This is a genomic window from Bacillus sp. JZ109 (assembly GCF_053903135.1).
The window spans coordinates 1,499,112-1,511,802 of the sequence record NZ_CP096388.1 but is presented as its reverse complement, the minus strand read 5'-3'; the positions used below and the strand labels follow the sequence as shown (position 1 = coordinate 1,511,802).

The following is a 12,691-nucleotide window of genomic DNA, read 5'->3' as shown; positions in this document are numbered from 1 at the left end:
TTAATCTAGTGGAATCGGGTTAACATCCATATAATAGCCGGTGACTGCGTTGTTATCATTGGACATTAAACCAGTCAATTTTAAATCTCCTGAACCGAAAACAATGAGTTTACAAACACCAGTTATTCCGATCGTTGACGCGAGAACAACCGCACCATTACTCGGAGCCATGGAGGCAGGTATTGAGCCAATCACGACTTCCCGCGGTGCTGTGATCTGTCCTCTTAATAAAAGTAAATTGCCCCATTTTGCGTACTGGAACGGTCTGTCTCCCATTGCTGCTCCGTTTTTAAGTGTGACGTTTTGCCACATTAAGCTATCGTACTCTACATCAGTAACAAGCTTCTTCCACCCCTGCCAATTCGTTGTGCTTCCGTCATAGTAGTTTGTAAAGACATTATTCTTGTAATCTGTAGCGTAAACCCATCCATACATACCTTTTCCATCAGAAGAAAGGCCTGTCAGATGAAATATCCCTCTTGTTGAAAACGCTGAAGGAGCGTTAACAGCTTTTCCATGCGCATAGAAAGTGCCCATCGACCGCCCCTGATCAACTATTTTTTGGAGAATGTCCTCTCCTTCATTAGCTGCGATTGATACGCCCCCGTGATCTGCAGTAATTTTAGATAATTGAGCACCGTTCCATTTATCCTTATCTGCCTGTACAACGTGCCGGATACTATCAGCATTGTGCGTATTAAACTCTGTCTTTGACGCCTGTTGCACATTATCGACTTTATCAAGTCCTACTTGTGCTTTTGTTACGGCATGTGGGTTATTTTTATTATTAATGTGTTGATCCGTATACGTTTTTGCGTTTCTTTCGGCTGTATCTGCCTTGCTTTGCGCCCCTGTAGTCGTTTCCTTCGCATTCCAATTTGAACGCTCAGCTGTTGAAATGTGTTTGGTTGCATCCGATACATGCAGGTCAAAATCTTGTTTAGAAGCTTGCTGCACATTGTCCACATTGCCCAATCCTATTTGGCTTTTCGTCACCCCGTGAGGGTTCGACTTATTCCTTGTGTGAGTGTCCAGATTCGCCTGGACAGCGTCGGCTTTCTCCTGGGCTCCTGCCTTTGTTTCAACGTTATCCAAGTCTTTAAATTTCTCCTGAAGGTCCGCCACTATTGCCTCAACTGACTGCCTCAATGTCTCAAAATCTTCGATGTAATATTCAGCAATTGGGACAATATCCGAGTCAATAAGGTCTTTGTCTATCTGAAAAGTAAACTGAGTGACGCCCAGTGACTGTTTATTGTCGTAATACAGATTAAGAGACGCTTGAACCTTGCCGTAATGCTTGATTTCCTCACTTGTCAAAACGTATTCAGCAATGCCGTTCAACTTATCGACGATCGTAATATTCTTGATGAACTTACTGCCATCGGCCATCACCAAAACAAGTTTCCCAGTCACCGCGGACAAAGGTAAAGGGACGCCATCTTTGAACACTTTAAATGTCAATTTGGCCGTCCCTATATCTTGCGTACTAAAATGTATATTTGTTGTCCTGCTGCTTGAGCTAGTGCCCACATTGGCACTTATCGCAGCATCTTTATAGATCATGAATCCCCCTCCTTACCCTATTGGGAAGACAATATTTAGGTATGTGTAAGTGACCTTGTCCACACTGTTTACATTAAAGCCCCATGCAACAATTTCACCGTTGGCGCGCACATCTATTTTCCGATCCCCAGACGTTCCGGCAACCTGGCAACCGGTAAACCAAGCCTTCCCTGGTCTAGCACCTGCCGGCAGGACTGCAAATATTACCCCGTCCGTTTCCGGAATTTTAACCCTTCCGCGCAAATAAACAAGGCCGCCATTAATGGCATACTGTAGCTTATCATCTGAGTCTGGATTCGAAGCCCCGTTTTTCAAGGGTAGATTTGTCCAATCTAAAGCCTGGCTGGACATAAGCTCCGTCCAATCCCCGGCAACACCTGCGTTAGTTACGACACGCGTATAAATTTTGATGGGACGCCCTGTAGAGTTTCGGGTCAGTGTCTGAATAACAGAACCCGATATGTCAGCTGGCGCAACATGAAACCACCAGCCCGCGTCCCCGCCTGCTGGGTGATCTGTCAGCTTGGAAGTCTCGGCGGTAGTCATGTAATAATAGCCGACTTGGCGAAAGTCTTTTAGTTTCGTTATTCCATCAGGCAGACTTTTTGCAGAACCGTTGTTTTTGGTCAATGAGTAGCCTTGGTATCCTTGCGATAGGTCTGTGGCAAAGGCTGCAGCATTGTCTTTTGAGTGATAGGCATAGACTTTTGCTAGGCGCTTTCCGACTGAACCGGTTGCAATTGCAGCGAATAACGATTTCTTCCCTGTCATTGGGTTCTTATAAAGAAAAACGGATTCAGGCTCCCGGAAATCCCCCTCATATTTCCCGTCAGGACCTCGGCCAAAATCACACGTAATACGTTTTTTGAGCTTCCCATCTTTGAAGCTGAACAAAGACAATTCTGCTGGGTATGTGACGCTGTTTGTATCTCCTGTGTACCAATACAAGTCGTATCCGTCGATAGTGAAGCCCTGTAGGTAATGTAAATCGTTTGGAACTGTCACTTCTCCGAGCAGGTTATCAATACCGTTTTTCACATCATTCAACTTACGCAGCTGCACAACGCTGTCATCGTTGCTGTCTTTTAAACGTAATGCAATTAAGCCGTTTTGTTGATCAATTACAGGGATAGCATACAACTCAGTAAACTTGTTGAATCGTTTTATTCCACCGTTTCCGCCGTTGATCGTCGCTCCCGCTGTGTATGGGAAACGGACCAGATCATGACCAATCGTGCTGCCGTTTGAATCGACAACATCATAGTTTGACCAGATATACATTCTGTCGTTTTCTCGTTCAAGCCCGATTGTGGTACCGTGCCCGCCATGAACAACCTTCATGCTATCAAGCATCACGCCATTTTTATTCATCCGCGTAATGACATAGTTTTGACTTTGATCTGTGTTGCCACTGCCCACTTGAGTCGCGTATATATCGCCTGTTTTCTCGTCGATTACGAAACACTGCAGCACCGTTTTATCTGCAAGGTTCAAACTCGTGTGATAAACGGGCGGTATTGTCGTGTAATCGAATCCGTATTCTTTTTGAACAGAGGCATCAAGGTCAGAGAGTGATTTCTCAATCTCTACAACACGCTCATTCGCTGTGTCAAATTCTTTACCTTCACGATTTATGCGTAGGTCCAGAACCTCTTTTACGTTCGTGCCATCTGCTTTGGTAATCACGTTGGCGAAACGCTTTTTCATCGTTTCTAGTTCTGTAGAAACAGAAAGACCGCCGTGATCAATTTGACTTGATTTATGGGCGGTCGTTGAACTTTCATGATATTTAAGTTTATTGTTAAGCAGATTGACTTCCGTTTCGGTTGCCTTGGCGTTGTCATCCAACTGAGTGAACAGTTTGGCATTCGGTGCATCCCCATGCCTTTTATTAAGATAAAGCGTCATGTTTTCACCTCTATTTCTGTCCTACTATGAGGATTTTTACTTTTGAACCTTCTGGAACACCCAGAGGATCACTTATTTTTCCGTCTTTATAAAGGGTTATATTAATGATGTTTGTGTCCACATCTTCCGCGTACAACGTATAGCCCGCCTCTTTCATAATGGAATTGGCATCGCCGGTCACATACTGGATTGCATAATCATCATCCGTATTCAAAGAAAGAATGCTCACCGCCAAGGAAGCAAAACCATCGCCAGAAGATACAGACCATTCACCATTTAAAAATTGCAAAGAGAAAGTATATGTGGTCTGCTGTGAAGCCTGCGTATTCGCAAGGCTTTGCTTTATTTGATTGATCTCAGCAAGCCCAGAAGCCAATTGATTTTGATAATTTTTAATGGCCTGCTCCTGATTCTTCGCACGCTTTTTCTCTTCAATTTCCATGTCTACACGGCTTTTCCGTTTCCCGTCAATTGTCAGGTCAGAAGGCTGTTCTGGTCTCAATGGGTTATATGAAGCCCCAGTTGCTCTCAGCTTCCCATCAAAAGTGATTCCGTTTAGGGGCGTATCAGCATATACACGAATGGTGTCCCCTGCCATAACCGGCTCTTCTATATCAGCCAGGGCCTGATCTAACAATTCCACATAGTCGGCATCATAGGACACCTCTGCATAAGGATTGACTTTGGTCTTAAGCAGCTTAATCATATCCTCTTTTTTGGTGATAGAATCATCTGTTACCGGTTCCGCCCAGGATGGCTGCCCGTTGATTAGAAACTTTTTTTCTTCTGGGTGAACATAGGTGACCGGAGGAAAGACATACTTTTCATCCTCATTCTTGAAAGTTCTGTACACCCCGATAATGTTGCCGCGTAGGAGATACATGACCGGGTCAGCTTTCTTTGTGCCTTTGGTATTTGGGTTATTGCTGTCCCTGCCTTTAAAGGTAGCTACTACTTTATAAGTCTTATTGTCCAGGCCGCGAATGATATCAAACTCTTTTTCTGTCGGGGCCGCATCTTTATAGACAGATATGGTTTTCGTCTGATCACCTATTTTAAATTCCCATTTGCCGCCCAGCTTCGATACAAGTGTTTTAAATTTAAAGCCTGTCCCTGTGAAAGAAAAAGAAAACGTGGCTCCTATTTTCTTCGTATAATCTGCTTTTAGTGAACTATCATACGCCCAGGTGCCTGTTTTGGAATCGTAGGGAATGGACTGATCGCCCAGGATGTCTTTATCTTCCTTGAGCTTTCCGTATCCTTTCACCCGTGTTGTCGTGTTATCTTCGCTTGTTGTGATCTGTAAAGACGTTAGATTCGAAAGGTTATCCAGCCTTTTTACAATCTCTTTGCCGGCTTTTTTGTAGATGTATAAATGCGTGTTATCCGGGATGATTTCAACCCCAAAAGTAGAAATGATTTCGTCCATCAGTTCAGAGGTCTTTTTATTGCCGAAACCTTCCAGCTTTTTAGCCCCGATCCCCTTCGCGTCCGGCATAATTGTAAATGTGATTTCACTGCCTTTCACTGCGTGCTTAAGTGCTTCATTGAGAGTTTTTGTACCTTCTATCGTCTCGTGAACAACATGCTTGATCGCCCTAAAGGAATAGATGTGCGTGGCTGTTATATCTTTCGTTAGCAGAGCGCCTTCCTGTTTGATCGTAGGTGTGTTAATGAAATACTGCTGCTTTTTATACCGCACCTCGTCGATAATAATAAAATTCCTTCCGACTAAAGCATTGAAAGGAATCTGATTGTATTCAGTCAAGGTAATTGAAAAAGATAAATCTTTTTTCCCGGTGACATCATCATTCACTTTAGGCTCAACGTGAATAAGCTCATGTTTTTGGCCCGTTTTAATGTCATGGACAAACATCTGATTCAAAGAGCCTCACCCCCTATTTATAATAAAAGTGTGTAATGAATCGGATATCGCTGTAGGTAGCTCCGGCAATCCTAAATTGATTCTGGCCGGCTGCAAGAGTCGGGAACCGTCCACTCCTATCGGAAATAGGCGCAGAGTTCTTCAAAATGTGATGCTTCAAAAGCGTTATCTTATCCGTTTTTGAAAATTTCCCGTTCAGCGTCAGGGTCTCATTTGTTGTGATATTAGTGATTGAAATATCAGTACCCTGCAGATACATTTCGACGTTGTAATTGTAGTTAATCGGGTCCAGTCTTACGTCCCCTATGTTATCCACTACAAAAGAGTTTTTATTTTGAAAGTGAAACACAGGTGTTGAGTCCCGCCGGATATTCATGCCCAAGTGAAACTTTTCGTCCTTCAATTCCATAGATGCAGTGCTGTCATTTAAAGACTCAGCAAGACCCTGAATGGCCGTTAATGTAATATCCACTTCCTGATACTTTTTGCCGTTTTCTTGATAGATGGAAAATGCGTCATCACATGTAACAAGCCACCGTTTATAAGGCTGCTGTGTATTGATCACATAGTAGGGGTCCTCTCTTATAAAAAGGTTGTAAACGGCATCCCTTTTGATCTGGAACTGATAAGAGCTGTTTGCCTCCACAATCACTTTTATGTTGATTTTTCTTTCTGTGTAACGCCCAGTGTTCCCCTGCTTAAGCATCATCGTCCCATTAATGAGCGCGTTTGTTCCTGCCGTCTGCCTTTCGAACACTGGCGCCTCCGGCCTAAATGAAGAAAGCGAGACACCTGGAAGAGTCTCGCTTAAATACTTGCCGTCTATTATTAGATCATAGTTTATCAACCTACCACTCTCCTAAGAGAAGCTTACATTATTCAGCAATCCCTTTTGGTTTCTTTCCTTGTTGTATGCTTCGTCTTGAATTTTATTTAATTCCTGGACGCTTAGTATTACATTCGGGTCCTTCGCTACAAGCTGCGTTAATAGTCTTACCGTTTGGCTTAACAGATTAATTTCCGCTTGCTGATTGCTGTTTTGTTGCTGCAGCAGAGTCACCATGGTTTTCAATGCGTTTGCATCGCTTGAGCTTGACCGGCTTTCCGGCTCATACCCAACCATTTTACCCGCCTGGCTGAGAACCTTATGAGCTTGGCTGCGCCTAAATTGACGCAACGGCAGCAGCATTTCTCCTTTATGGACCTCGGCCATGTGATCACGCGTAATCAATCCGCCTGTATCGTAACCGATGTAACGGCCGCCGCGCGCCATTGACTTCAAGCCAGGATGATTTAAGATGCCGCCATATCGACTATTAAGATAGTTGATTGACGCAAGAATTTGATGTACAGGGTTTTTGATATTCCCGTATCCAGGCTCCTTATTGGCGTTGAAGGTGCTCGGGATGAACTGCATAAGCCCCTGGGAAGGGTGCCCTGCTTTCCAGTTTGAATCCCATCTGTTTACAACATTCGGATTGCCTCCTGATTCCTTCATCGCTATTGTCTCAAGCGCTGAAGCATACTCTGAACCCAGCCCTTTTATCTTTAAGGCTTGAGCAACCCACTTTTTGACGGCTTCCGTGCCGCCCTCACCAAAGTTGCTTGATTCTCCAAACTTATCTTTGATGAATTTGACAAAGTTCTTTTTGATAAGGGAGAAAGAACCCTTTAGGACATCCCCTGTTATGCCTTTCACTTTGGGCATTTTCAGTCCTAGCTTTTCAATAACCTTTTTGATGAGTTTAGACGGGTTGCTGATATAGTCAAATACATCTAAAGCAAGGTCCTTCACTTTCCCAACGGCTGCCTTTGCTCCATTCCACATCTTAGAAATGAAACCTTCTTTCTTCTTTGTTCCTTTCGCATAAGCTGGAATTCCAGAAAGAAAAGCCTTAGTGTCAATCGCTGACAAGACTTGTGTTCCTTTGGGAAGGTTCATTAGCGTATCAGTCGCAGGGCTCAGTCCCATGTGACCCGAAGGGGTTATAAAAGCTTCTGGTCCAGCATTTGAGCCTTTACCATCACCGAGAATGGCTGGGCCTCCTGGATGTCCTCCTGTACCATTTGCATACTGCGGCACTTCCCATTTAGGGATTTTAGTATCAACCCCGATTTTTCCCAAAATCCAGTTGATACCCTGCTGAGTAAAGCCGTTGATAATTTTACCGAATCCGCGAAGCGTTCGGTTTCCAAAGGCTTTTATTCCGTCCCAGGCTTTACCCGCCATACTCTTAATTCCGTCACCCATTTTTTTAGGTAGGGCCTTGGCCCCCTCTACGATGTCTGAGAATTTTTTAGAAATACTTGTTTTCATGTCAGTGACAATTTTCAGGGCTTTATCCTTCAAGTAACTAAACATTTTTCCGGCGTTTGTGGCTCCATCTTTAAACAAACTTTTGATCCAACCCCACATTTTTGGAAAGATGCCCTTTAAGCCAGCGCCGAGAGCCTTGGCACCGCCAAGAATCTTGCCGAAAAATGAAAGTTGGATAGCATTCCAGACGACTTTTATCGCGCCAGAGAATATTTTCTTAATTCCTTCCCACATTTTAGAGAAATTCCCGGTCAATAACCCAGAAAAAACAAGGATAACGCCCTGGATAATTGAAATCGCGCCAGTGATGACGCCCTTTATATTCCCCCAAACAGAACGTATGATCGCAAGTATGGCCGGCATGACAAACTGGACAATCGACCACACATTTTGGAGGGCTTGAGTGATCACGGAACCGTTTTGCTGCCAGAAAGACTTCCACTGCCCAGTGAGTTGACCAATGAAAGACATCACGCCGCCCAGTGCCTGTTTGACCAGAGGGCCAAGGGTTCCAAAAACTTGGGATGCAATAGTGCCAAGAGTCGAAAAAGTCGGCTTCATCGCGTCAAAGCTTGCTTTCATGTTGGATATGATGGGCTGCGCCTGCTGCTTAAAGCCGGAAAAAGCAGTTTTGATATTGTTTATCCCGTCGATGATGGTTTGGACCGTTAACACCGGGAAAAAGTCCATCAGCTTATCGGCACCCTTTGACGTATCACCATTGAAAACATCCATAACGCCAGAGAAAATAGTCTTTAGATTCTTTCCGGCATTCGCGATATTGTTAAAAGTCGGTTCAAGGCCTTTCATGCCAGACTCTAAGCCAGACATGACCGGTTCAAGTAAGCTTAGGACCCCATTTCCAATAGGCTCTAACGATGCAAGGGCAGAACGGCCAATCTTTTTAAGCCTTGTCCCAAAATTATCTTGTAGGGCCTGTCCTGCTTTTTTGGTTGCTCCGCTTGTATTTGAAAAGCTATTCTCTATGTTAGCCAGGGCAGAGACGCCTTTTTGTCCTAAATCCTCGAACTGCGTACCCATAATTTGCTGCCCTATCTTATAGGCATCGCTTTTGTTTTTCATGCCGTCAATATCTTTCATAACGGCAGAGAAAACCAGGTCACCGCCTTTCCCAGTCTTTTTAAACTGAGCGTATAAATCTTGGGTGTGTTTTGATAGTGACTGCATGGCTTCGTCTGCTGTTCCGTCTGATAAACGAATGTTCATTTCTTTGATCAGATCGCCAACCTTATCCAGCTGAAACGCCCCTGATTCAGCACCCGCCTGAAAGACTGAAAACATTCTTTGTGTGGAGAATCCTGCAGCTGCAAACTGATTGGAATATTCGTTAATCGAATCTAAGAACTCTCCGGAATAATCAAGGCCCTTCTGAAAACCACTGGTGATCATGTCCATTGCTGCATCAGTGGAAAGTCCATCAAATGAATTTTGCATTGCGTTGATTGACTTTGTAATGTCATTCCCATCTTGGTCAAAAGCCTTGGCAATTGTCATGGTGCCCTTCGTGACTTCTTTTACCGTGTCATCAGTTGCACCTTTTAATGATTTCACGTTTTGTTTAACGTTAACGAGTGCGTTTTTAGCCTCCCCAACGCTGTCACCGAAACCATCAGCCCACAAGCTTTTTGCTGAACTTGCAACCTTCTGAGCCTCTTTTTCCGTCAGCCCTAATTGAGCCCGAATTTCGCCCTGGGCCGCCTGCGTATCAAGCGCCATTTTGGCACCAAGCCCGCCGATTGCAGCTGTTAGTGCACCGACACTGGCAACGCCTGCAGTCAGCGCACCGACCAAGCCCACTTTGATAAAAGAACTGAACTTAGACACTTTCCCGCCAGCGTCTCCACTTGCATCACCGATTTTTCTTTGACTGTCTGTCAATCCCTCAGCGCTTTCACTTGCCTGGCTTTGGGCTTGCTCCAATCGTTGAAATTGCATTTGCGCGCGCCGCAGAGACCCTTCAAGAGAATGATACGATTGAATCTGCGTATTGAGACGCTGGGCGTATTTCTGGGCCTGCTGTGAGCCTTCTCCGTATAACTCAACCTGTTTCTCGTAAGACTTCCGGTACTCTTCCACAATCTTCTCTTGAATGGAAAGCTCATTTGATAAACCCTCAACTTTCTTTTTGCTGGCCGTGAGTTCATCACCCATCGCTTTAAACTCTTGAACAGTTGCTTTTGTGGCCGTTCGTGCTGTTTTAAGATTGTTTCTAAGACCTGTTATTCCTCTGTTTACGCCGGCATCGTTAAGCGTGGTATTAATAACTAAATTTCCTATCGGTCTGCCTTCTGTCGCCAAATAGTTACCTCCCTTCTATGGTTTTTTAGAAACACAAAAAGAGCGCCTTTACAGACACCCTTTTACAAAGTAGCACCAAATATTTGATAAGCCGGGACCAATTTGTTCTCTTCCTCATGCTTGTAAGCTGCAAGATCAAAGAAGCGTTGTATATCCATTTCATCTATTTCATGAAGCTTGTAACCATTTTCCATCAAATCAAGATACATCTGCTTCATTCTGTTAAGATAATCCCTGTAGGTCATTGGTTTCCCTGTTATTTTTGAGACTCCACTGCCTTCTTCTTCAATTGAGCCTTTTTTTTACTCTTTGTCATCGCTTGGTCAATAATATCTCTGAGCCAGTCACCTAAATCCTCAGAAGCAACACCGTCCAAAATATCGTCGACGTCAAATTGACCTTTAAAAATATCCACGACAAGACCCATCATATCCGTCATAACCTCATATTCGGTCATTTTTGAATCCTCATCCGTTGCTAGCGCATGAATTTCTAATGCTCTATAAGTAAACCGCGATGTAACAATTGGCTGAATGAATGTTTTTTCAGGAACTGAGACAATTTCCCCGTTTTCGCCAATTTCAGCATTTGCATAATCTTTCAATACTGCTTTAATCATGTAAAAACCACCTTCTTATATTTATAGAAAAAGCAGCCGCTGTCCGGCTGCCAGTTTTATTTCCCTAAATCTGCACTTACTTCTTCTGTTGTCATGCCATCTGGCAGCATCCCATAAGCACGCTGATAGAATTTTTCAAGTGTGAATCCATCGTTTTGATCGTAACCAATCAGGAAGACAAGACCGTCCGATTTACGCGGCAAGAATTGCCCTTCGATTGTATCTGTTTGATAGTCCACTTTATCTTCTTTCGTTTTTCCTTCCACAGAAGGGATGCCAAATTTCCCTTTTAACAAGGCATAATACACATAGCCTTTCTCATGGTGTTTTTGACGCCATGTAATGCACACGTAAGGCGGCTCCATATCTTTGTGGTACTCTTCAATACCATCAACAACCTTCACACCTAAAAGAGTTCTTTTCATTTCGGTAGTAAGGTCTGCGACATTTAACTCAAGTTTTGTTTCACTGACTCCTGTACTTTTCACCGCAAAAATGCCATCATCTGCATAAAGGGGTGATAGTTCAGAAGAAACATCCAGCTTCGCTTCAATTGCCCCCGGCATATCTACGATAGCAGAGGCTTTTTCATCAACAAGCTCGGCATATTTAATGCCGCTTAGTCCCGTCTTAGCCATTCATATCATCCTTTTCTATATTTATTTTTTGAATATCAATTAATTTGGTCGCTCTGTATCTCCGGGCGTATCGGTATAGAGCAATATCTGGGTCACGGTCAAAGGCTGACGCATATTGCTTGTAGTTCTTCTCTGCCATGATCTGATCAATCACAGGCTGTATAGCCTGGGCGTCCTTTATGGTTTTAGTCCATAAATCTATTTGAATATCAACTTCAAATGTTAGGGCCCTATCGTCCGCATAGTCTTTTCTGTGGCTCTCAAGCTCGTTAATGCGAATCATCGGGGCCTTTTCTATGTCCTGATCTTCTTCTGGAACAAAGACCAGGAATATCCGGTCACTGTCCACAAGAGAAGTAAGGGTTTCGTTTTCACTTAAAAGCTTTTCAACTTCCTGAATGGGAAGCATCATAGTCCCAGCTCCCTCATGTATACTTGCTGTACGATCTGCAAAACCGTTTGCTCCATTTCGTTTGATGTCCTCTCAATGAAGTGCTGCGGGGGCTGCTTGATCGTTCCAAAGTTAGAGAAGTGCAGGCGGGAGGCTGTTTCTTTCCCATAACCCACACTTGCATATATCTCCCCGTCTTCCTTGGCCTTTGAGTACACCACATTATCTTTCATGTGTACTTTGTGGGGATCGTGGTCGCTTTCTCTGCCTCGGGGCGTATTACGTTCCAGCGCCTCAGCAAAAACCTGTGCGCCTGCCTGGACGGCTGCTTTGGCTGCCCTGGTATTTTTTCTTGCAAGCTTATCAAGCTCTTTTTCTATTCCGCCGATACCGTCATCTTGCCGCGCCATCAGCTCACCTTCTCCGCAAAAACATTGATCAGGTTTTTATCCTGAGAGTTCGGGAGAATGTCTTTTATTTCGTAAAGCTCATCATCATGAAGAACATGCATGTTATTAGTCGCCTTCTTAACTTGCTGATAGCGAATAATGAACGTGACGCTGTTTTCTAAGAAGGTACCAGCAGTCGTGAGCTTTTCCCTTAACTTCTGTTCTCTTATCTCGGCCCAGCAAGAAAATAACGGCTCATTTACCTCAATATTCTCCCTGGTTTCCGGGTCCTTCTCGTTCTTTCGTGTAACAAAAGTGATGCGTGTATTGAGCCGGCTAAATTCCATCTGTATACGCCCCTCTGAATTGCTGAATAAAGTTTGTTACGCCGAAAGGTATTTCTTGCAACGCTTTGTCCATTGAAGACACGCGCTGTTCATACCAGGCGCCGACCAGGAACATGACAGCTGTATCAAATTTAGGGTTGTTTTGAAAGAAAGCATCCCTGTTTGGCGAAAGCGTTACGGCATCTTTTATATAATCTTCCGCAGTATCTTTCAGCTGCTCGATGAACCCATCATCAAAGTTGTGATCTATCCTCATCGCAAGCTTTAATTCTTCCAGAGTCATTCCGTCACTCCTTTACAAACAAAAAGGGA

The 12,691-nt window shown here is 44.0% G+C and carries 12 protein-coding genes; all 12 read right to left on the bottom strand.

Annotation, left to right across the window (positions count from 1 at the left end):
• The 12 genes from M1D94_RS07795 to M1D94_RS07740 all read right to left on the bottom strand — a co-directional run bounded on the left by M1D94_RS07795 (position 1) and on the right by M1D94_RS07740 (position 12,662).
• Entirely contained in the window at positions 1–1,566 is a 1,566-nt protein-coding gene (locus M1D94_RS07795) for a phage baseplate upper protein (protein WP_088326056.1), read from the bottom strand.
• Positions 1,567–1,578: 12 nt separating this feature from the next.
• Complete coding sequence (locus M1D94_RS07790) at positions 1,579–3,474, bottom strand: phage baseplate protein (RefSeq protein WP_088326055.1); 1,896 nt, start codon at positions 3,472–3,474, stop codon at positions 1,579–1,581.
• A gap of 10 nt (positions 3,475–3,484) precedes the next feature.
• Positions 3,485–5,350 (bottom strand): prophage endopeptidase tail family protein, encoded by a 1,866-nt coding sequence (locus M1D94_RS07785; protein ID WP_250621314.1) that lies wholly within the window; start codon positions 5,348–5,350, stop codon positions 3,485–3,487.
• Positions 5,351–5,372: 22 nt separating this feature from the next.
• Positions 5,373–6,206 (bottom strand): phage tail domain-containing protein, encoded by an 834-nt coding sequence (locus M1D94_RS07780; RefSeq protein ID WP_088326051.1) that lies wholly within the window; start codon positions 6,204–6,206, stop codon positions 5,373–5,375.
• 12 nt (positions 6,207–6,218) lie between these two features.
• A complete protein-coding gene (locus tag M1D94_RS07775; RefSeq protein ID WP_088326049.1) occupies positions 6,219–9,995 on the bottom strand; it encodes a phage tail tape measure protein in 3,777 nt (1,258 codons plus the stop codon).
• A gap of 62 nt (positions 9,996–10,057) precedes the next feature.
• Complete coding sequence (locus M1D94_RS07770) at positions 10,058–10,213, bottom strand: hypothetical protein (RefSeq protein ID WP_225910714.1); 156 nt, start codon at positions 10,211–10,213, stop codon at positions 10,058–10,060.
• A gap of 38 nt (positions 10,214–10,251) precedes the next feature.
• Positions 10,252–10,614: a phage tail assembly chaperone G gene (gpG, locus tag M1D94_RS07765; protein ID WP_014479877.1), complete on the bottom strand. Its 363-nt coding sequence runs from the start codon at positions 10,612–10,614 to the stop codon at positions 10,252–10,254.
• Positions 10,615–10,670: 56 nt separating this feature from the next.
• Positions 10,671–11,252: a major tail protein gene (locus M1D94_RS07760; protein WP_046160691.1), complete on the bottom strand. Its 582-nt coding sequence runs from the start codon at positions 11,250–11,252 to the stop codon at positions 10,671–10,673.
• Positions 11,245–11,664 (bottom strand): hypothetical protein, encoded by a 420-nt coding sequence (locus tag M1D94_RS07755; protein ID WP_088326047.1) that lies wholly within the window; start codon positions 11,662–11,664, stop codon positions 11,245–11,247. The genes M1D94_RS07760 and M1D94_RS07755 overlap by 8 nt, the downstream gene beginning before the upstream one ends.
• Positions 11,661–12,053 (bottom strand): HK97-gp10 family putative phage morphogenesis protein, encoded by a 393-nt coding sequence (locus M1D94_RS07750; RefSeq protein ID WP_031600548.1) that lies wholly within the window; start codon positions 12,051–12,053, stop codon positions 11,661–11,663. The genes M1D94_RS07755 and M1D94_RS07750 overlap by 4 nt, the downstream gene beginning before the upstream one ends.
• Positions 12,053–12,379 (bottom strand): phage head closure protein, encoded by a 327-nt coding sequence (locus tag M1D94_RS07745; RefSeq protein WP_088326045.1) that lies wholly within the window; start codon positions 12,377–12,379, stop codon positions 12,053–12,055. Before M1D94_RS07745 ends, M1D94_RS07750 begins: the two co-directional genes overlap by 1 nt.
• Entirely contained in the window at positions 12,369–12,662 is a 294-nt protein-coding gene (locus tag M1D94_RS07740; RefSeq protein WP_088326043.1) for a head-tail connector protein, read from the bottom strand. The genes M1D94_RS07745 and M1D94_RS07740 overlap by 11 nt, the downstream gene beginning before the upstream one ends.
• Positions 12,663–12,691 lie beyond the last annotated feature (29 nt).

Excerpts from the sequence above, each read along its gene's own strand:
- M1D94_RS07795 (WP_088326056.1), bottom strand. The coding sequence starts at position 1,566 with ATGATCTATAAAGATGCTGCGATAAGTGCCAATGTGGGCACTAGCTCA.
- M1D94_RS07790 (WP_088326055.1), bottom strand. The coding sequence starts at position 3,474 with ATGACGCTTTATCTTAATAAAAGGCATGGGGATGCACCGAATGCCAAA.
- M1D94_RS07785 (WP_250621314.1), bottom strand. The coding sequence starts at position 5,350 with ATGTTTGTCCATGACATTAAAACGGGCCAAAAACATGAGCTTATTCAC.
- M1D94_RS07770 (WP_225910714.1), bottom strand. The coding sequence starts at position 10,213 with ATGAAGCAGATGTATCTTGATTTGATGGAAAATGGTTACAAGCTTCAT.
- gpG (WP_014479877.1), bottom strand. The coding sequence starts at position 10,614 with ATGATTAAAGCAGTATTGAAAGATTATGCAAATGCTGAAATTGGCGAA.
- M1D94_RS07760 (WP_046160691.1), bottom strand. The coding sequence starts at position 11,252 with ATGGCTAAGACGGGACTAAGCGGCATTAAATATGCCGAGCTTGTTGAT.
- M1D94_RS07755 (WP_088326047.1), bottom strand. The coding sequence starts at position 11,664 with ATGATGCTTCCCATTCAGGAAGTTGAAAAGCTTTTAAGTGAAAACGAA.
- M1D94_RS07750 (WP_031600548.1), bottom strand. The coding sequence starts at position 12,053 with ATGGCGCGGCAAGATGACGGTATCGGCGGAATAGAAAAAGAGCTTGAT.
- M1D94_RS07745 (WP_088326045.1), bottom strand. The coding sequence starts at position 12,379 with ATGGAATTTAGCCGGCTCAATACACGCATCACTTTTGTTACACGAAAG.
- M1D94_RS07740 (WP_088326043.1), bottom strand. The coding sequence starts at position 12,662 with ATGACTCTGGAAGAATTAAAGCTTGCGATGAGGATAGATCACAACTTT.